The sequence below is a fragment of the Marinicellulosiphila megalodicopiae genome (assembly GCF_045862395.1).
Lineage (GTDB): Bacteria > Pseudomonadota > Gammaproteobacteria > Pseudomonadales > Natronospirillaceae > Marinicellulosiphila > Marinicellulosiphila megalodicopiae.
Map to the genome: position 1 here is coordinate 3,142,773 of NZ_AP023087.1, position 18,342 is coordinate 3,161,114.

Consider the following 18,342-nt stretch of genomic DNA (forward strand, 5'->3'; position numbering starts at 1 on the left):
CTTTCATTTTCAAAAACATAAAAATCAGTATCCTAATAAGATCCTGATTTTTTTTTGAATTTCAAAAAATCAATAACATATTAAATTATTAAGGCACTCACGTAACTTTTTTAGGCGTGATTGATTATTTACTCGTATGTCGGTACGTTCCGTCCCAAGCGTCTTCCAAGTCTTGTTCTTTTAATTCAACAATTCGCTCTAAATATAAGCGATACAAAAATGCACGGGTTCCGTTTTTTTCTAATTTAGTTAATTCAATTTCAGCCTCACCCCATTGTTTAGTGCAATACAACTGATAAGCATGATGATAATCATCTAACTCTGTTTGTAATTCAGCTGTACAGTTTTGTAATAAACAAACAGGCTCGTAACACACAATGGGCTCGTCTTTACCCTTCACTTGAATTTTATCTATTAATCGACAGGCATAGGTGTCTTTGGTTTGTTCATAGGTATCCGGCCCTATAATAATTTGAGCGCCGTAAAATTTAGTTAAACTTTCTAAGCGCGAACCTAAATTAACCGAGTCCCCAAGCACTGTATAAGCGCGTCTAAAACTCGATCCCATGTCGCCGACATTCATAGGCCCCGTATTTAGACCAATACCAATTTGTACATCGGGATAGCCCTTTGCATCAAACTCAGGTTTTAATTGAATCACCATTTCTTGCATAGCCATCGCACCATGCACAGCATTTAATGCATGGCGATCATCATCAATCGGCGCTCCCCAAAATGCCATCACCATGTCCCCTACGTATTTATCAATGGTGCCTTGATTGTTAAAAATAATTTCTGTTATGGGTGTGAAAAAATCATTTAAAAGATTCTTTAATTGGGTCGCGCTTAGTTGTTCTGAAATGGTAGTGAACGATCGAATATCCAAAAACAATACAGTAAGCACTTTATTCTCTCCATCAAACCCATATTCCCCTTGGGAACTCAGCATTTTTTCAATGTGCGCTTGGGGTACATATTGACCAAACATATTGGATATTTTCTTTTTAGACTGCCCTTCTTTTACATAGCCTTCTATAAAATTCACCACCCCCAAACTCATTAACAAAATTAATGGAACCGCCATAGGCAAATTCAATGCGTAATAATGCCAAAAATAAAAGTTACTACCAAAATGCAATAAAATCATTGCAACGGTTAACCCTAAAATATTCATTGCACCAAAACGATGTAACCAAATTGAGAACACCAAACCAATAATCACCATGATCAACGCCATTAACTTTCCTGATAAATCAGGGGTATAAGGAAAGTGATCACTTAATAGTCCATCTAATAAATTGGCATGCACTTCGACTCCAGGATATTGCGTGCCCACAGGTGTGCTTCGTAAATCAGATAACCCCACTGCTGATGTCCCCACAAACACAATGGAATTTTCAAATTGCTCTAACCCTTCGCCGGTTAATACTTTACTTGCCGAAATATACGGATAGGTTTTTTGCGGCCCTGCAAATGGCACCAATACATCACCAATCGCACCGGTTTTAATGGTTTGATCAACAAAACCTATAGATTGTACGATGTCAGTGAATTGATTTAATCGTGCAGAATTTATACTGATGTCTTCAATCACGTAATAGGCCATACCCGTTGCTAGAGCCAAACTTGGGTATACTTTATCGTTATATTTTTGAATTAATGGAACAGATCGAATGATTCCATCTGTATCTACTGAAGGCACAAAAAAACCAGCACCAATTGCCGAATCCATTAATACAGGTAAGTTTGAAGTAAAACCATGGGCGTTGCGTAACATTAAACGACTGACATCAATCTGCTCATTGATAATTAATGACATTGGCAATTGCCCTACTTCAAAAGCCTCATCCTCACCGAACAAAATACTTAATACCACATCAATTTGACTCATGGCCTCTGACAACGCTAAATCGTAATCTGTCTGAGATCTAAACTGGGTTAATTGATCGGCTATATTGGGTTGATCATTTTTATTAAGCACTTCAATTAATCGATCCGTTGGATTGATTTGTTTTTCAGAAAACAAGACGTCAAATGTCACCACTAATGCCCCTGCATTTGCTAGTTGATCAATCATCAATGCAACTTTATCTCGACTCCAAGGCCAGCGCCCCTCCTTTAGCAAACTGGTTTCATCAATATCTACAATGATAATATTATGCGGGTTTTCAAATTTTGGTTTTAGCGCTAAAGACAAATTAAAACGTGTGTCATACATTAAATATTCTAATCGTTTAAATAATCCAGCGTCCCCTGAAATGGTATCAAATTGCACATAACTCAATGCAAATGTCACAATTAAACAGGCGCTTAACGCAACGCTTCGAACCAATTTTTTGCTTGAGAACATGCTTTAACACCCTTTAATATCGTTAGAATTTTTTAATTTTTAACTAAGATTATCTGTGTTTTTAACAACCACCTATATAGAGTCTAGATCAGTCTTGGTATACTGCGCGGCCTTTAATACTTAGAATTTATAGGCAGGCACTATGTCAGATCTTCAGTACGCTCAAATCCAACCCGCAAAAGCAAAATACGCGATTATCTGGTTACACGGTCTTGGTGATTCTGGAAATGGATGGTTGCCAATTGCTAAAGAATTACAGTTAGACAACTTTGATGATATTCACTTTATATTCCCACATGCTCCTCAAATTCCAGTAACCGTAAATGGGGGTATGGTCATGCCTGCGTGGTATGACATTTATGAGATGAGCCTTGATCGTAAAATTGATCATGAGCAAATATTAAAATCTTCAGAAGGCATTAAGTCGATTATCAATAAACTGATTGATGACGGCATGGCAAGTGAAAATATTTTGTTAGTGGGGTTTTCTCAAGGGGGTGCGGTCGCTTATGAAACGGCATTAAGTTTTGATAAACCCCTTGCAGGATTAATGGCGTTATCAACGTATTTTGCTACTAGCGACACCATCAACATCCTCCCCGCAAACAAAAATATCCCCATTGTGATTCAACACGGAACCATTGATCCAGTTGTGCCATTTTTGCTTGGCGAACAAGCATTATCGAAATTAAAAGATCGTAATTATAATGTGACATTACAAAGTTATACGATGGAGCACACAGTGTGCCCTGAGCAATTAAATGATATTCGCACCCATATTCAACAGTTTTTTAAAGGCTAAAACATGAAACAGATTAATGTCGCCATGGTTGCCCATGACAATAAAAAAGCAGAAATGATTGAGTGGGTAAAAACCCATCAAGACAAATTCAAAACCTTTAACTTATTTGGCACTGGTACAACGGGTCGATTGATTGAAGAGGCCATTGGTCAAAAAGTGCATCGTTATTTAAGCGGCCCTTTAGGTGGCGATCAGCAAATTGGTGCAGCTATCAGTCAAGGTGAAATCAACATGCTGATTTTCTTTTGGGACCCTTTAGAGTCTTTGCCTCACGACCCTGACATTAAAGCTTTATTACGCTTAGCCGCCGTTTGGAATATTCCCCTGGCTTGTACGGTTTCATCTGCTGATTTAATGATTCACTCTACGTTATTACAAGATACATCTTATGAAATCAAACAGCCTGATTACAGCCAATACACTTCACGAAAGACACCTGCAGAACAATCATGAAAACAGAATTTAAAACCAAAATACAATCAATCATCGACAATAAAACCAAACCCCTTGGTTCACTAGGTGTTTTAGAAACTATAGCCTTGCAACTTGCGGTGATTCAAAACACAGACAAACCTAAAGTCGATGCGCCGTTTCACACTGTATTTGCAGGTGATCACGGCATATGCTCACAAAACGTGAATGCGTTTCCACAAGAAGTATCAGCACAGATGGTGGGCAATTTTTTAAACCAAGGCGCGGCCATTAATGCATTTTGTGATGTTCAATTAATCGCCATGCAAGTGGTGAATATGGGCGTAAAACATTTTGATGAAAACATCACTCACAAAATGCTAATCAACAAACCCATTGCTAAAGGCACAGAAGATTTCAGTCAAACTCAAGCCATGACTGAAGAGCAATGCAAAAAAGCATTAAACATCGGTCATAAACTTATCAGCCTGCAAATTAAAGAAGGTGCAAATTTAATTAGCCTTGGCGAAATGGGCATTGGTAATACCACCACGGCCGCAGCGTTAATGGCAAAAATTACAGATCTGGATGTTGAGCAATGTACGGGAATGGGAACTGGCAGTGATGCACAAGGCATCAAGCGTAAAAACGAAGTGATCAAACAAGCACTGGTATTACATGCTGAGGCTAAAACCGGCATTGAAATTTTACAATGTTTAGGCGGATTTGAAATTGCTGGCATGGTCGGCGCCATTTTATGCTGTTATGAAAACAACACCCCTGTAATGATTGACGGATTTATCGCCAGTGCCGCCGCTTTAGTTGCCATGCAAATGCAACCTGAAAGTAAACAAAATATGATTTTTGCCCATTGCTCAAACGAAAACGGCCATAAAAAGATGCTTGATTTTATGCAAGTGACGCCGCTTTTAGATTTAGGTTTACGCCTAGGCGAAGGCACTGGGGCTGTACTTGCGATTCCAATAGTGCAATCTGCAGCAAGTTTTTTAAATAACATGGCAAGCTTTGACGATGCACAAGTCAGCAACAAAGACGCATAACACGACACAACGTTTGACGTTTATTCGTCATACCAAGGTAGCCGATCCGTCTGTTTGTTATGGACAGATGGACGTGCCTTTGGATTCCTTAGATTTTGAACAAACCGTTAAAGCACTTCAAAAAGTCTATCCAAACCTAACCTGTATTTACTCAAGTCCTGCAAAGCGCTGCCTTGTTTTAGCTAAAGCATTATGTCGACATGTGATTGTGATTGATGAGCTGCTAGAGATGGATTTTGGCGATTGGCAAATTAAATCGTGGAATGATATCGACCGCTCTCAAATTGATGATTGGGCAAATGATGTTTTAAATTACCAAATTCCAAATGGAGAAAGTTGTTTAACATTTTACCAACGTACCAAATTAGGGTTTGATAAACTGCCAAACCAAGCAGTAGTGATTACTCACGGCGGCACTATTCGATCGGCCTATAACCAGTTAGGTGGATTAAATTTTGAACAGTCGACTCATCTAAAAATTGAACACGGCCATGTTTATCACATAAACTCAAAATCCAGTACTCATTCTGACCAATAATCGATTGTTTTTTTATTGCGCTGGTTTAGAATTAACTGTAATTATTTTCCTATAGTGAGTTATTTATGAAATTCCTTATTTCCACTGCTTTATTATTATGTTCTGGTTCATTAATGGCCAATGAAGTATCGCTTCGAACAGGTTATATGAGTATTTTTAAAGGTGGCGAAAAAGGCACGGTAAGTAATCCGTTATTAGCAGCAAGTTATAAAGCCGACTTAGGTGCAATGGCTGTGGTAATTGAGGGAGGCGCGACCATAGGTAACGATCCGGATGTAAATTTAAGTGCTTCTGCATCCCCCGCTGAATTAGCAGACTATGTCGATGATGATAAAAACTTTATATACATAAATGCTGTCATTCCATTTACAACTAAGTTACAAAACAAAGAGCTCACGTTTTCAGCAGGGCCAAGTATCGTTACCTACAACAGCACCAGTTACACGGTTAATAGTGCGCAAACAGGCTACACTCCTGAAACTACTCGAGCATTTCGAATTGGCTTAACAACCGAAGTGGCGTTAAATTTATTTGAAACCGATGCATTTGGTGCGGATTTTTATTCAACATTACCCGTTAACTTTCATTCGGATTTTGGTACTGGTTTTAGTTTCGGTTTGAAATTAGATATGGGCCTTTAATTGATTAATTAATGTTTCATAAAAAAACCTCATACACCTAACATGTTTGAGGTTTTTTTATGGCTATGTTTCAAATTTATGTTGCTGCACCTGTAACAGTTTGAATTCAAACAGTTTTTCGCTTTCGCTCTTAATGTCGCTAGAAAAGGTCTGATATTTGTGCCAGTCCAGCATTCTAAACCAACCCAAATACTTCGCTAAATACTTACTGGCCACTCCATGCATCTTCAAATACCAACGCTTTAACTGACTGTGATAATTATTGATATTTTGAATATGATACAAACTTTGCTGTGTTTGATTGTTGGTTATCACCACATGATGCAAATGATGTTCTTTACAAATTTGATTATAAGCCGGCTGCCCATCGGTACATAAAACAGATTCGTCGGCAATTTTGCAGCCTAAACATTGATTGATTTCAGCGCCATTTACATGGGTTAATATTTGATCAAATTCATGATGATTTCGATCTTTAGCGGTTAACACTGCCACCCAATCGTGCTGATTAATGCCAGGGGTGGATGCTTTAGATCCTCGCTGCCTTGCAGGTCGGTTTAAGTTTCGCTCGCCTTTTTTAGATTCTCGAAAATACGTTTCATCTGCTTCAATAACACCTTCAAGCCTTGATTCATAGGTGTTTTGAGTAGCATTCATAAAACGATGACGCCAATTAAAAGAGGTGGTCACACAAATATTTAAATCTTTTGCGCAACGCCGAATGCTATCTTGGTCAAGCATGTGCTCTAAGTATTTTTGCCAAAGCTCAGGTTTGTGCTGATAAAAATAAGCACTGCCTCGAGTGCACACAAAACTTTTGCGACATTCGTTGCAAAAAAATCGCTGTCTGCCATTACTAAAACCGTATTTTCGCAAGCGGTTACTTTGACAATGAATGCATTTTGAGTGGGTGATCACTTCTTTAGACAGTCGTGTAAGAATGGGATTTTCTTGTGCAACTAAAGCGGTGGATAGAGTTTGTTTTTGAACAGGATCGAGCTTGCTTACCTGCTTAAGTATGTTTTGAAAATGCTGTGGATTCATAGGCTATGTCATTGTGGGTGTATAAATCTCAGCTTAGATCAGCATTATGATTTTGCATCCTGCCACAACAATTTAAAACATAGCCTTTTTTATTCAGTTGTCATTAATTATTCAGCAACCGTTTCAAATAATATCAATAACTCGTTTGCTTCTAATATTTTTAACTCAAATCGATCCCCTAAATTTACCACACCCACCCCTTTTGGTGTACCTGTCATTAAAATATCAAAATCTTCAACACTGAATACTGAGGTAACATCATTTAATAATGCTTCCGGTTTGTGAATCATTAAATCAAAATTGGCTTGTTGCGTGATTTGTCCGTTTATACTCAACAACAAACTTAAATCTTCAATATTATTAAACTCCACAAACTCACTAAATACAGCGGCACCATCAAAGGATTTTGATCGCTCCCAGGGCAGTCCTTTTACTTTTAATTGGGATTGAACGTCACGTTTAGTTAAATCTAGACCTGCACTGACTGCTACAAACCTTCCGTTTTCAATTAAAAGCGACAATTCCGCCTCATAATGAATGGCATGGTTGTCATTACCTTGTTGCGCACTTAAGGTTTGCGTGACAGCGGAGTTGGGTTTAATAAATATCACGGGCTCGCTGGGCATTTCGTTATTTAACTCTTTAATATGACCAACATAATTGCGACCAATGCATATCACCTTTGAAGGGATCACGAGTTTATTTTTAAACTTAACAGTATTCATAATTACCACCCTTTATTAATTGGCCATATTACATACCTTGACCAAACGAACTTGAATAAGTATGTGCTAATTTTTGCACGGGTTTTAAAGCCTGTGCATATTGATACAACATTTCTAAACTGTAATCCACTCTCGCGATTAAAGAATGGTTAGAATCCCCCGTTTTTACATCCTCTAAAAACTGATTCACTTCACGAATAATCAAATGATCGGGGATGGGCACCAATTTATTGTTTTTAAATGCATTGGATTTTAATTCAGCAATGGGGTATGCGCCATTTATACCAAACACCACCGAGACTAGACACACAGGTTTGTTAGCGCTATGTGCGCTATCCAAATAATATAAGAAGTTTTTTAACATCGGTGAGGCGGTTCCGTTCCATTCTGGTGTCACCATGACAAAGGCATCCGCGTTATTTAACTGTTCGTTAATATCACTCCAATTTGCGCAATAAAACGACATGTCATCAATATCAGGGGAATAAAACGGTAAGTTTAAGGTTTGTAATTCAATATGACTGATATTCGAATAGTGTTGCGCTCGATCTTGTAAAACTTGTGCGACTAATTTGCTGTTTGATTGTTTTTGCTGACTTGCGCTGATGATAACTAAATTCATGCTGGGTCTCTTTTTTGTTTTTATTTATTAAGTAATGTTTTTTATTTATTTATTAGATTATCAACAAACCATTTTAAGTCAACAAAAAACTTTACTTAATTTCAAAACAAACCATAATACAGCCATTCAATTAATGCTGATTAAATTATGAAAACACATGAACAGATTCTGGCTTTACTCAAAAAGCACGGCAAACTCACATTAAAAGATTTTGCTGAACAACTTAAGCTCACCACTATGGGCGTACGCCAGCATTTACATAATTTAGAAGAAGACGAATTAATTGAATTTGAAGACAAATCCATGGGCCGAGGTCGCCCGACTCGCTTTTGGAATTTGACTCAAAAAAGTAACGAGCACTTTGAAGATCGACACGAAATATTAACCGTACAGTTAATAGATTCTGTTGAAGCGGTTTTTGGTCAAAAAGGGCTAGATACATTAATTGAACACCGAGAAAACCAAGCATTAGACAGTTATAAAAAAGTACTAGACAAACAAAAAACCATAAAAAGTAAATTAGATAAACTGGCTAAGTTAAGAACAGACGAAGGTTATATGGCCACCGTTGAAAAATCTGAAACGGGTTATTTATTAATAGAACATCACTGCCCTATTTGCCATGCCGCGCAACATTGCCAGAATTTTTGTCGCTCTGAATTATCCATATTTCAAGAATTGTTTGAAGATTTGGCGCAGGTTAAACGCAGTGAACATATTATTGCGGGACAGATGCGTTGTGTTTATGAGGTTGATAAGGTTTAGCTTTAAATAAACCGTCACCCGTTATACGTTTCGAGCAATCATAAACACTTCATCGGCAGAGTATAAATTTTTAATGGTAGCTTCAATTTCAGCGCCCAACACTTTCTTATACAATCGTTGTGCTTGATTATCGGCTCTTGTTGAAACGGTAATGTGTTTAAGTATTGAATCTTGTTTAGCTAATTGCTGCTTAACTAATACTAATGATTCTTCAATCAGCTTTGCTCCTAAACCTTGGCCTTGATAATCCGTTAAAATCGCTATTTGTTCTAAATCTAATATTGCCTCTGGTCTGAACCCACTTTTTTGTGACCAAATAATAAATCCGATTATCTCGTCATTTATTTCAACTACGTAAAACAAACATCGTGGGAAGGCATTTAAATTACATTCTAACCATTCAAAAGAAAGTTGCTGGCGTGTGAACACCTGTTTATGCACCTGTGCTAATTCAATTAAATCTTGTCGATTTGCTTGTCTTATTTTAAATTCCATATTTTATGACTCTCACAAATTAATTGTTAACAAAAAAACAGCGATAATAATCGCTGTTTTTTCAATTTATCTTAACCAGTAGCTACTAGTGGTTATGACCGCCTGCACCGTGTGCATGACCGTGAGATTTTTCATCTTCAGTTGCTGCACGCACATCTACAATGTCGACACTCATATCTAATTCTTGACCAGCAAACGGATGGTTTAAATCAACATCAATGCTTTTTAAACCGACTTTTACAATCGTGACTTCTCTTGGGCCGTGCTCTGTTGCAAAATCAATAATGGTTCCAGCTGGTAATTTTCCTTTAATTGCTTTGCCTTTGTAGAAACATTTTTTAGCAGGAACTCGCTGAATAGCATCTGGTTGAATATCACCAAATCCTTGTTCTGGTGTTAATGACAATTCTAATTTGTCCCCTGCTTTTTTACCTAATAACGCTTCCACTACACCAGGTAACATTCCTGCAGAACCTTGAAGATATAAAACCGGTTGATTTTTATCTGATGATTGTACGACTTCGCCTGCTTTGTTTTTTAATTCAAAGTGAAAACTTACTACGCTGTTTTGTTCGATGTTCATTTTTATTGCTCTCTATATTTACATTTATTTTTTCAATTAATAGTTAGATCATGTTATTGCATCATCTTAATTTTTTTCGTATTCGATTTTATTAATATACCAAATAGCGATACCTGATGGCACACTCACTTCCACTTCGTCATCAATTTCTTTGCTTAATAACGCACGGGCCATAGGTGAGTCGATGGATATCACGTCTTTTTTCTCAAATATTTCATCAGGGCCCACAATGCGAAATCGCTTTTGTTCGCCGTCGTCGTTTTCTATTTCGACCCAAGCGCCAAAGTATACTTTGCCTTCTTGCTCTGGGTTATATTCTACGACACGTATATCCTCAAAGCGTTTACGTAAATATCGTACACGCCAATCGATGTGTCTTAATACTCTCTTGTTTTCTTTATAATCTGCGTTCTCTGAGCGATCGCCAAGGGATGCAGCCCATGTTACTTTTTTGGTGATATCAGGGCGTTTCACTCGCCACAAATAATCCAACTCTTCTTGCAGTTGTTGATAACCACCGATTGTAATGATATTGGTTTTACTCATGGGATTTTATTTATTGTATATAAATCAAATCGCCCGCTTTTGCCTTCTTGAATAAAACTAGGGGTTTGATCCGCATAGTGATTAGCAAGCTTAGGGCGTTTTACCACAACGCGATATTTTGCTTTGGTTTTGGCCACGTCTAAAAATCGAGATTCGTTTTGATCTTCGCCTACTAAATCATGAAAGATGGTCATTTCTTTTTTAACTGCGGCGCTTTTTTGTCTGGCAGGAAACATAGGATCAAAGAAGATCACATCAAACTGACCTTCGTATTCATCTAAATACGTTAGGCTGTTTTTGTTTTCGCCCCAAGGCAATAGGGTCATTTTTTGGGTGAATTCGTTGGCTTCAATATTGATTTGAGCACGATTTAACGCATCTTCTAATAAGGCGTGTACAACAGGGTGTTGCTCACACATGGTCACAGTGGCACCAATGCCTGCAAACACAAAACTGTCTGCACCCATGCCTGCGGTGGCATCAAATATATGAAGATTTTTGCGTTTACTTAAACCCACGGCTTTTGCTACGGGTTGAGATTTACCGCCACCAAATTGTCTGCGATGGGCATTTTTGCCTTCTGCAAAATCAATAAACAGGGGTTTTAATTTGGGTTGGGCTCGATCTATTAACGAGAGCTTTGCATCAACAAATTGTAAGATAAAACGAGGGTTAGGCACCTCGTTTTGTTTGGATTTATCTATTTTGTCGAGTTTATAAATGACGTCAAAACGCTTCGCCAATTGCTCAATGTGGCTTTGGTGGTCCTGATTGAACAATATAACCGTCTGGCTCATTGGTACTGTCTCTTTGTTCTTTTAAGATAACTTCTATGGGAAGCATACCTTGGTTTTTATTAAAAAAACTATTGCGTCGATGATGTTGTGACGTTTGTTTTGAAACATGATGTCTAGCCATTGAACTATGACGTGAAAGCATCAGAAAACCCTTATCAACTTAAAAAGACAAAGGTATCTTATGCTATTAACCCAACGCTTTCAGCCCTAGGTACAACAACACAACACTTAATAACAATCGGTAAATTACAAAAGGCAAAAAGCCAATTTTTTCTATCCATTTTAGAAATAAATGAATACATAAATAGGCACTTATTGCAGAAACGGCGGTACCGAATAACAAACTGTTCCAATTAATAGCGGATGGATTTTCAACTAAGTCTTTAGTTAGCAGTAACCCTGCAGCCAATATTAAAGGGATCGACAATAAAAATGAAAAACGCGATGCCGCTTTACGGGTTAGACCCAAAGCAAGCGCTGCTGTCATAGTAATACCTGAGCGAGAAGTGCCAGGAATCAACGCCACCGCTTGAGCAAAACCAATGATCATCACTTGTTTGAAGCTCATGCTGTATTCGTCTTGGCCTTGTTTTAATAGCGCATCTTTTTTAGCTTTAATGTCTGCCCACCAAAGCAACAATCCAAATCCGCCCATACTGGCACTGATGATTAAAATCATCACTGCTTCTTTGTTTTGGATAACTTCGATGATGTCTTTTAATAATAATCCCGCTAAACCTGCTGGAATAGTGGCAATCACTACCCACCAAGCAAGGGTGGCTTGTGCTTTATCGTGTGGCTTTTTAACTAAACTTAAACCCCAGTTACTGGCCAATTGCATTAAATCTTTAAAGAAATAAATCACAACTGCTAATAATGAACCTACATGCACTGCCACTAAAAACGACAAACCTTCGTCTTGAAAACCTAATATTTTTTCAGGTAATAACAAATGACCTGAACTTGAAATTGGCAAAAATTCAGTAATTCCCTGAATCAAACCAAGAATAAATGTTTCTAACATATTGTGTCCTTATGAACCTATTTTAGGAGTTTGCTTCCAAGTGACGTCGTCACGTAAATAAACGGGAAACGCATCATGTTTAAATGGAATATTCGATTGATGGCAATACGCTACAAGCTTTACACAAAATTCAGCCTTTGGAGTATTAGCACAATCTAGTTGAATTAAGTTTGAAAATTGCTGATCAAAACGTTCAAGGTACTGCCACCCATCACCGATTCTTACCGCATCTTGGTAAACGTCATTGAATTCAACTTTTTCAGGGGCAATCACCTGCTCTTTTAAATTCTCAGCCCAATCACTTTGGGTAAAATCAACATAGGCAAAATACACCTCGTCCATTCTGGCATCTAACGCCACCAACACTTTAGAGTGAGCAGGATTATTTTGATACGCTTCAAACGCCATCACTAATAAGCTTGAAATACCGATGACTTCTTTGTCTTGACCAAAAGCCAAACCATGTAAAAAAGAAGCCGCTATGCGAACCCCTGTAAATGAGCCTGGGCCACGAACGTAACAAAAGTGATCAACATCATTTAACGTAATGTTTGCATCAAACATGGTTTGGTCAACCAAATTCAGCATTTGTTTGGAGTGCGTACGTCCCATATCCTTACAAACTGCAAAACTTTGATCTTGTTTCAAAATACCCACCGAACAAAACCGAGTCGCACTATCGACTGCTAAATACACACTCATGGAAGATTCACTTAAAAAAAGGAAAGGATTTTACCAGTTGCGCGGGGGAATTGGGAGGGGTAATGCTTTTGAGGGAAAGTAATGCATTACCCATCTTGATTTGGTTGAAATTCAATCAAAAATAAAAGTTTAATGTCGCCGAGCCCATTAAAGGAATTAAACTGAATTCATGCTGTGATCTTATTTCATCGTCAACAAATACAACCGAATTAGACACCATAAAACTGTAATCAAAATGATCATTTTGGCTGACTGACCAAATAACTTGGTTCATAACAGCAGGATCTAAGACATTAACAATATTAACCAATGTTAAATTGGTTAAGTCCGTCACTGAATAATTATTATTTACAAATACGTAGTGATTGGCCGATAACCCTTGGCCTGTATATTTGTATTCATTAAACCTAGGAGGATTGGTGCAACTTTTAATTTGTTTACATCCCATTCCATTAAAATGATATTCAACCTGCCCGTATAAATCTTTGTAGGCGTAATCGGCACCAAAGGTCGCTCGGATATTATTATTTGGTTTAATGTTTTCATCATCAAACCAAAACAAACTCACCTCAGCCCAAAGCGCATGATTACCTAAATAGGCATCGACCGTCGTATTCAGTGCATAAACTGACTGTGTTTTTTGTAGCATGACACTGACATCTTGATCACGCAGCATGGTTTTGTATTTTAAATAAGCCATACTATTTTGACTGTCATCGAGTTTATTGAGTAAAAACGCTGCTTTAATTAAATCGTTTGTGCCCAAATAATAATTAACATTAATGGCATCCACACCATATCCATAACCATTTGATAACCAATTATAATCGCTAGGCTGATAGATTTGACTAATATTAGCCATTTTTGCAACACCCACACTTAATGGTTGTCTGCCAATTATCCATTCAAAATTACCTGTAGCAAAGCTTACGTTAGCACGATCAATTTGTGTGGCAAATTTAGGATTGTCATTATTAATTTGAGTTAGGCGAAATTCATTTTTTGTAAAATACGGTAATAGTGTGTCAGGTTCAATATAGGTTTGCTGCCCCTGGATATGAAATTGAGCTTGTATTTTATCAAAATCAAACTCAGAAATAGATCGTACAGCCAGCGATTCGCCAAAGCTGTGCTCAAACAGATCTACGGGACTGAATTGATTTTTGTGCATCAATTGAAAATTTGACGTGGCTTCGAATGATTGGGTTAAATACTCAACGCCATAAGCACTAATAGATATCGAACATAAAATAAAAGCACCGAAAACGAATTTCATTTGAATTACCTTATTTAGTTAATTTACCATCGACCATTTTTATCAAACGCGATGCGCGATCCATTATTTTTGGATCATGAGTAGAAAACAAAAATGTCATATTATGCACTTCGTTTAGCTCTTTCATCATATCTAATAATTCAACACCGGTTTTGGAATCTAAATTAGCAGTGGGTTCATCGGCCAAAATAATATCGGGTTTTGACACCATGGCACGAGCCACCGCAACACGTTGTTGCTGTCCACCAGATAATTGACCAGGACGGCGATTTTCACGACCGATTAGTCCCACCTGTTTTAAAATTTCAAACGTACGCTCTTTACGCTCTGCTTTGTCGATGCCTTGTAATAACATAATGTATTCAACATTTTCAGCGGCAGACAATACAGGAATTAAATTATACGACTGAAAAATAAACCCGATATGATCACGACGATACTGCGTTAATGCACTGGATGATAAATCAGCAATATTATTGCCTGCTAAAAATATTTCACCAGAGTCAGATTCATCAAGACCACCGATCATTTGTAACAATGTTGATTTACCAGAACCTGACGGCCCCACAATGGCGCTGAACTCACCTCGCTTAACATCTAATGTTACATCATCAAGGGCTTTTACTAATGTGTCTTTATCGCCATAACTTTTACATAAATGTTTAGTTTGGATAACGCTTTGACTGTCTAATTTTAATTGAGTACTCATAACTTTCCCTTATAAACTTTTATGTAAGGCTTGCGCCGGTTGAATTTTTGCCGCTGACCATGCTGGATAAATACACACTAGCAAAGTTAATATAATCATTTGCAGTGGGTAAAGTGTAAATTGAGTTAAGTTCACCTGAGTTTTAATAGGCTCAGACAAACTCACACCGGACATTTCTAACTGTCCCATATTGATACCATCAAATGAGAAGTAGAAATTTAACCCCCAACCAATAAAACACCCAATGATGCCCGACAAAATGGCAATCATTAATGCTTCTGTCATGATTTGAGTAAATATAAATCGCCCTGAAGTACCAATTGAACGACACACACCAAATTCATAAGTACGTTCAAAAATACTCATAAACAACGCATTCACCACACCAAGCCCTACCAATACAAATAACAAAAATCCAACCGCCAATGTACTGGTTGTCATTAACTCTATAATACTGGCTAGCTCAGGCATGATTTGCACCCAAGATTGCGCCACGATTGTTTCGTTACTGTATTTTGCAAAAACAGGTTGATCAATATTTTTAGCATCAAAATTATTATTAAAGTTAAAGGCGATTTCATGATATTCATTTGACTGCAAACCCAGCATGACTTGCGCGGTATTTAAATGAATAAACACCATCGATTTATCCATCTCACTGCTTTTAAATGAAAACACACCTGAGACTTTAAACAGCTCTTGTATAAAATCTTTACCGTCAGCTTGAGGCATGGATAAAACAATACGATCACCTAGACCGACTTCTAATTGCTCTGCCATTTTCTGGCCAATTAAAATTTCATTTTTTGCTAATACGCCATCGTCACTTAAATAAGCACCTTCAACGATAGTGAGTTTTAATTTACTCACGGTTGGCTCTAACAGACTATCAACTCCGATGATTTGTCCACCAATCATATTAGAGGACGAACTCACCGTACCGCTTGACAGTGTTCTTGGCGTCGCGCTTTGAATTAATGGCTCTTTGGTTAAATCCTGAATGAGGTTTTCAGATTTAATTAGATAATTTTGCTCATACTCGTCTAAAAAATCACGATGATGAATTTGGCTGTCACCTGGAAATAATCGAGTGGCGCTTTTACTCATAGATGACGCTAAAGCATTTTGAAAACCATCCATAAATACTAAAGCAATTAAACTGGTTGAAATTAAAAATACAGTCAAAGCCGTACGCGAGGTATTTCTAAAAATATTTCTTATGGCTAACTTTAATAACAACATAATTTATAACCCCTTCAATGCAACAGCAGGCAACGTTTTTGCAGATTTAATTGCCGGAAAAATAGCAATAATCATCGACGTTAATACTAACGTTAACCCAGGTACATAATAAATGTACGCTTCGTTTACGCCTTTCATGTGCGACATATTAATGCCCGACATTTCAATGGGTGTCGCTAAGGCAAAACCTGTATGTGAGAACCATAAATTTAATGGAAACACGATCATCAATGCAATCAAACATGCAAAACAAACCAACAGAAACACTTCAACCAAAATCAAACTAAACACTCGCACGGGTAATGTTCCCATTGCGATGAGTAATCCAAACTCGCCCCTGCGCTCCATGGTCGACATTAATATAGTATTTAATACGCCAATGCCCACCATTAATACCACCACTAAAATGGTAATGCTCGCACCTTGTTTATCGGCGGTCATAAGATCAAAGAATTCTTTTTCGATGGTTTGCCAGCTGACTAATTCAGTATTACTTGGCAATAGGATTTCATTTTTAAAATCAGACAAACTGTCTTGCGCCATTCGGTAATCGTCCATCAACATTAATACGCTATGAGCTTGGTCTGGCAAACTTAAAAATATTTGAGCATGCATTAATGGCAATATTACTTTAGAGGCGAAGCTGTCTTTAGATGAGCCTACAATGGCAGACACAATATAAATATCATTGGCTGTCGAGCCATCAGCACCTTGGCCAATTAAAATTATTTCGCCACCTACTTTTAATTTTAATTGTTTAGCAAGGGTGGCTCCGATCATGGCTTGTGCGTATCCATCAGGCGTAAACGCATCTGAGAAATACTCTCCCTCTACGACTTCAAGTGAATAATCTAAAAACGCTTTTTCTTTTTCTGGGTCAATACCTAAAATTGGCGCCATGGCTGTATTTTCATCTGCGTAAGCTAATGCGGCGGATTCGATTCTGCTTGTATAAGCATTGATAAGGGCGTTTTGTTCTATGGAATCAATGAGTGTCTCATTTACCTCAACCGTGCGATCGATTTTTTTATTATCTAAGTATTCATTTTGAACGATTTGCAAATGGCCACTTTTCGTTTGAGTAATGTTTTCAAGCACCACATGGTACGATCCATCTTGCAGTGATAACGTGACCGATAATAAAAGATAGCCACCCATCATACTCAAGCCAGTTAAAATACTGCGTCGTAAGTTTCTACGCAGGTTTCGTAACGCTAATATCCACATTAACATAATGATTTCCTATTTTTTTAACGCGCGTAATGAAAAGTCAGATTCTTTAACATTCACATCAAACTTTAAATCATCATAAGTCATCACTGTTTTTTGACCGGGTTTATTTAATGGAATTAACTCTAATGTCATCGGGATTCTTTGGCCGTCTATTTCTTGAATATTGCTATAACGAATTTCACGTTTACGCACATCGTTATCATCATAATAAAAAGCATGAATTGGCACACCGTCTAAGGTTAATGCCATTTCGATTTTACCCCACACGGTGACGGTGTCTTCATTTGGAATTAATGTAATAAGGTGTTGTGAATCGGTGGATTCTAAAGTGGATTGGTATTCATTTTCTAATGATTCGTCTTGCACTAAATCATCGTTGGTAAAGTCAGATCCCATCCATGAACTCATCATCATTGACGGCGGGACTTTTACAATCTTGTTAATTTTAGGAAAGAAATTCCACATTTGGTCGTCTTGTTTTAATGTGGCAATGCCTTTGTCTTTTCTGGGAGACAGCATTTTAATTAAAGAATAATCAGTGCCCATACTTAATGTTTCCATTTTGATTTCACGCTCCCATTTGGGTGTGATGATCAACATGGTCATGGTTGCTTGGCTTGAGTCGTGTCGATATAGCTGATCAAAGCTTTTAAGTAATTGTGAGGCTGTTTGTGCTTGTGCGACACTTGATAATAAAACCAGTGACACACAAAGTATGATTATTCTTTTTAAACCCATGTTTTTTCTCCCAAATGATGTTTTTCATTAAATATAAT

22 protein-coding genes are annotated in these 18,342 nt (G+C 37.6%); 6 read left to right on the top strand and 16 right to left on the bottom strand.

Translation table 11 applies throughout. The features are described 5' to 3' along the window. Positions 1–124: 124 nt before the first annotated feature. Positions 125–2,350, bottom strand: coding sequence for a CHASE2 domain-containing protein (locus TYM08_RS13575; protein WP_422379687.1), 2,226 nt, complete (start codon positions 2,348–2,350; stop codon positions 125–127). 142 nt (positions 2,351–2,492) lie between these two features. Between TYM08_RS13575 and TYM08_RS13580 the strand changes: the two genes are divergently transcribed. The 5 genes from TYM08_RS13580 to TYM08_RS13600 all read left to right on the top strand — a co-directional run bounded on the left by TYM08_RS13580 (position 2,493) and on the right by TYM08_RS13600 (position 5,803). Further along, positions 2,493–3,152 carry an alpha/beta hydrolase gene (locus TYM08_RS13580; protein ID WP_422379688.1) on the top strand — a complete coding sequence of 220 codons (660 nt, stop codon included), beginning with the start codon at positions 2,493–2,495 and terminating at the stop codon, positions 3,150–3,152. Between the two features lie 3 nt (positions 3,153–3,155). Continuing rightward, positions 3,156–3,605: a methylglyoxal synthase gene (locus TYM08_RS13585; RefSeq protein WP_422379689.1), complete on the top strand. Its 450-nt coding sequence runs from the start codon at positions 3,156–3,158 to the stop codon at positions 3,603–3,605. Beyond that, complete coding sequence (gene cobT, locus TYM08_RS13590; RefSeq protein WP_422379690.1) at positions 3,602–4,624, top strand: nicotinate-nucleotide--dimethylbenzimidazole phosphoribosyltransferase; 1,023 nt, start codon at positions 3,602–3,604, stop codon at positions 4,622–4,624. Before TYM08_RS13585 ends, cobT begins: the two co-directional genes overlap by 4 nt. Next, entirely contained in the window at positions 4,596–5,162 is a 567-nt protein-coding gene (locus TYM08_RS13595) for a histidine phosphatase family protein (RefSeq protein ID WP_422379691.1), read from the top strand. The genes cobT and TYM08_RS13595 overlap by 29 nt, the downstream gene beginning before the upstream one ends. Positions 5,163–5,227: 65 nt before the next feature. Then, positions 5,228–5,803, top strand: coding sequence for a hypothetical protein (locus TYM08_RS13600; protein WP_422379692.1), 576 nt, complete (start codon positions 5,228–5,230; stop codon positions 5,801–5,803). A 63-nt stretch (positions 5,804–5,866) separates the two neighbouring features. Here TYM08_RS13600 and TYM08_RS13605 read toward each other — a convergent pair whose 3' ends face one another. The 3 genes from TYM08_RS13605 to TYM08_RS13615 all read right to left on the bottom strand — a co-directional run bounded on the left by TYM08_RS13605 (position 5,867) and on the right by TYM08_RS13615 (position 8,194). Further along, a complete protein-coding gene (locus TYM08_RS13605) occupies positions 5,867–6,847 on the bottom strand; it encodes an IS1595 family transposase (RefSeq protein WP_422379693.1) in 981 nt (326 codons plus the stop codon). Positions 6,848–6,954: 107 nt separating this feature from the next. Beyond that, complete coding sequence (locus TYM08_RS13610; protein WP_422379694.1) at positions 6,955–7,572, bottom strand: fumarylacetoacetate hydrolase family protein; 618 nt, start codon at positions 7,570–7,572, stop codon at positions 6,955–6,957. Positions 7,573–7,600: 28 nt separating this feature from the next. Continuing rightward, the gene (locus TYM08_RS13615; RefSeq protein ID WP_422379695.1) at positions 7,601–8,194 is read right to left on the bottom strand and encodes an NAD(P)H-dependent oxidoreductase; all 594 of its coding nucleotides are present in this window, start codon (positions 8,192–8,194) and stop codon (positions 7,601–7,603) included. Positions 8,195–8,341: 147 nt separating this feature from the next. Between TYM08_RS13615 and TYM08_RS13620 the strand changes: the two genes are divergently transcribed. Then, positions 8,342–8,959: a helix-turn-helix transcriptional regulator gene (locus tag TYM08_RS13620; RefSeq protein ID WP_422379696.1), complete on the top strand. Its 618-nt coding sequence runs from the start codon at positions 8,342–8,344 to the stop codon at positions 8,957–8,959. Between the two features lie 21 nt (positions 8,960–8,980). On the opposite strand, the gene TYM08_RS13625 is transcribed toward TYM08_RS13620, so the two are convergent. From TYM08_RS13625 to TYM08_RS13680, 12 genes are all read right to left on the bottom strand, one after another. Beyond that, positions 8,981–9,454 carry a GNAT family N-acetyltransferase gene (locus TYM08_RS13625; RefSeq protein WP_422379697.1) on the bottom strand — a complete coding sequence of 158 codons (474 nt, stop codon included), beginning with the start codon at positions 9,452–9,454 and terminating at the stop codon, positions 8,981–8,983. A gap of 85 nt (positions 9,455–9,539) precedes the next feature. After that, a complete protein-coding gene (locus TYM08_RS13630; RefSeq protein ID WP_422379698.1) occupies positions 9,540–10,037 on the bottom strand; it encodes an FKBP-type peptidyl-prolyl cis-trans isomerase in 498 nt (165 codons plus the stop codon). Positions 10,038–10,103: 66 nt separating this feature from the next. Further along, positions 10,104–10,583 (bottom strand): transcription elongation factor GreB, encoded by a 480-nt coding sequence (gene greB / locus TYM08_RS13635; RefSeq protein ID WP_422379699.1) that lies wholly within the window; start codon positions 10,581–10,583, stop codon positions 10,104–10,106. Then, on the bottom strand, positions 10,580–11,380 hold the full coding sequence (locus tag TYM08_RS13640) for a class I SAM-dependent methyltransferase (protein WP_422379700.1): 801 nt from the start codon (positions 11,378–11,380) through the stop codon (positions 10,580–10,582). The genes greB and TYM08_RS13640 overlap by 4 nt, the downstream gene beginning before the upstream one ends. Continuing rightward, positions 11,331–11,522: a hypothetical protein gene (locus tag TYM08_RS13645; protein WP_422379701.1), complete on the bottom strand. Its 192-nt coding sequence runs from the start codon at positions 11,520–11,522 to the stop codon at positions 11,331–11,333. The genes TYM08_RS13640 and TYM08_RS13645 overlap by 50 nt, the downstream gene beginning before the upstream one ends. Before the next feature lie 45 nt (positions 11,523–11,567). Next, the gene (locus tag TYM08_RS13650) at positions 11,568–12,404 is read right to left on the bottom strand and encodes an undecaprenyl-diphosphate phosphatase (protein WP_422379702.1); all 837 of its coding nucleotides are present in this window, start codon (positions 12,402–12,404) and stop codon (positions 11,568–11,570) included. Between the two features lie 9 nt (positions 12,405–12,413). Beyond that, the gene (gene tsaB, locus TYM08_RS13655; protein ID WP_422379703.1) at positions 12,414–13,106 is read right to left on the bottom strand and encodes a tRNA (adenosine(37)-N6)-threonylcarbamoyltransferase complex dimerization subunit type 1 TsaB; all 693 of its coding nucleotides are present in this window, start codon (positions 13,104–13,106) and stop codon (positions 12,414–12,416) included. Positions 13,107–13,221: 115 nt separating this feature from the next. Beyond that, positions 13,222–14,382 (bottom strand): hypothetical protein, encoded by a 1,161-nt coding sequence (locus TYM08_RS13660; protein ID WP_422379704.1) that lies wholly within the window; start codon positions 14,380–14,382, stop codon positions 13,222–13,224. A gap of 10 nt (positions 14,383–14,392) precedes the next feature. Then, on the bottom strand, positions 14,393–15,091 hold the full coding sequence (locus TYM08_RS13665) for an ABC transporter ATP-binding protein (RefSeq protein ID WP_422379705.1): 699 nt from the start codon (positions 15,089–15,091) through the stop codon (positions 14,393–14,395). Positions 15,092–15,100: 9 nt separating this feature from the next. Then, positions 15,101–16,333 (bottom strand): ABC transporter permease, encoded by a 1,233-nt coding sequence (locus tag TYM08_RS13670; protein WP_422379706.1) that lies wholly within the window; start codon positions 16,331–16,333, stop codon positions 15,101–15,103. 3 nt (positions 16,334–16,336) lie between these two features. Beyond that, entirely contained in the window at positions 16,337–17,566 is a 1,230-nt protein-coding gene (locus tag TYM08_RS13675) for an ABC transporter permease (RefSeq protein ID WP_422379707.1), read from the bottom strand. A 9-nt stretch (positions 17,567–17,575) separates the two neighbouring features. Then, the gene (locus TYM08_RS13680; protein ID WP_422379708.1) at positions 17,576–18,304 is read right to left on the bottom strand and encodes an outer membrane lipoprotein-sorting protein; all 729 of its coding nucleotides are present in this window, start codon (positions 18,302–18,304) and stop codon (positions 17,576–17,578) included. Positions 18,305–18,342: the final 38 nt, after the last annotated feature.

Bases quoted from the DNA above. Each gene is read 5' to 3' on its own strand.
- TYM08_RS13620 (WP_422379696.1), top strand. From the start codon at position 8,342: ATGAAAACACATGAACAGATTCTGGCTTTACTCAAAAAGCACGGCAAA.
- TYM08_RS13665 (WP_422379705.1), bottom strand. From the start codon at position 15,091: ATGAGTACTCAATTAAAATTAGACAGTCAAAGCGTTATCCAAACTAAA.
- TYM08_RS13580 (WP_422379688.1), top strand. From the start codon at position 2,493: ATGTCAGATCTTCAGTACGCTCAAATCCAACCCGCAAAAGCAAAATAC.
- TYM08_RS13650 (WP_422379702.1), bottom strand. From the start codon at position 12,404: ATGTTAGAAACATTTATTCTTGGTTTGATTCAGGGAATTACTGAATTT.
- TYM08_RS13615 (WP_422379695.1), bottom strand. From the start codon at position 8,194: ATGAATTTAGTTATCATCAGCGCAAGTCAGCAAAAACAATCAAACAGC.
- TYM08_RS13605 (WP_422379693.1), bottom strand. From the start codon at position 6,847: ATGAATCCACAGCATTTTCAAAACATACTTAAGCAGGTAAGCAAGCTC.
- TYM08_RS13680 (WP_422379708.1), bottom strand. From the start codon at position 18,304: ATGGGTTTAAAAAGAATAATCATACTTTGTGTGTCACTGGTTTTATTA.
- TYM08_RS13660 (WP_422379704.1), bottom strand. From the start codon at position 14,382: ATGAAATTCGTTTTCGGTGCTTTTATTTTATGTTCGATATCTATTAGT.
- tsaB (WP_422379703.1), bottom strand. From the start codon at position 13,106: ATGAGTGTGTATTTAGCAGTCGATAGTGCGACTCGGTTTTGTTCGGTG.
- TYM08_RS13645 (WP_422379701.1), bottom strand. From the start codon at position 11,522: ATGCTTTCACGTCATAGTTCAATGGCTAGACATCATGTTTCAAAACAA.
- TYM08_RS13610 (WP_422379694.1), bottom strand. From the start codon at position 7,572: ATGAATACTGTTAAGTTTAAAAATAAACTCGTGATCCCTTCAAAGGTG.
- TYM08_RS13600 (WP_422379692.1), top strand. From the start codon at position 5,228: ATGAAATTCCTTATTTCCACTGCTTTATTATTATGTTCTGGTTCATTA.
- TYM08_RS13595 (WP_422379691.1), top strand. From the start codon at position 4,596: ATGCACAAGTCAGCAACAAAGACGCATAACACGACACAACGTTTGACG.
- TYM08_RS13575 (WP_422379687.1), bottom strand. From the start codon at position 2,350: ATGTTCTCAAGCAAAAAATTGGTTCGAAGCGTTGCGTTAAGCGCCTGT.
- TYM08_RS13675 (WP_422379707.1), bottom strand. From the start codon at position 17,566: ATGTTAATGTGGATATTAGCGTTACGAAACCTGCGTAGAAACTTACGA.
- TYM08_RS13585 (WP_422379689.1), top strand. From the start codon at position 3,156: ATGAAACAGATTAATGTCGCCATGGTTGCCCATGACAATAAAAAAGCA.
- TYM08_RS13630 (WP_422379698.1), bottom strand. From the start codon at position 10,037: ATGAACATCGAACAAAACAGCGTAGTAAGTTTTCACTTTGAATTAAAA.
- TYM08_RS13670 (WP_422379706.1), bottom strand. From the start codon at position 16,333: ATGTTGTTATTAAAGTTAGCCATAAGAAATATTTTTAGAAATACCTCG.
- TYM08_RS13640 (WP_422379700.1), bottom strand. From the start codon at position 11,380: ATGAGCCAGACGGTTATATTGTTCAATCAGGACCACCAAAGCCACATT.
- greB (WP_422379699.1), bottom strand. From the start codon at position 10,583: ATGAGTAAAACCAATATCATTACAATCGGTGGTTATCAACAACTGCAA.
- TYM08_RS13625 (WP_422379697.1), bottom strand. From the start codon at position 9,454: ATGGAATTTAAAATAAGACAAGCAAATCGACAAGATTTAATTGAATTA.
- cobT (WP_422379690.1), top strand. From the start codon at position 3,602: ATGAAAACAGAATTTAAAACCAAAATACAATCAATCATCGACAATAAA.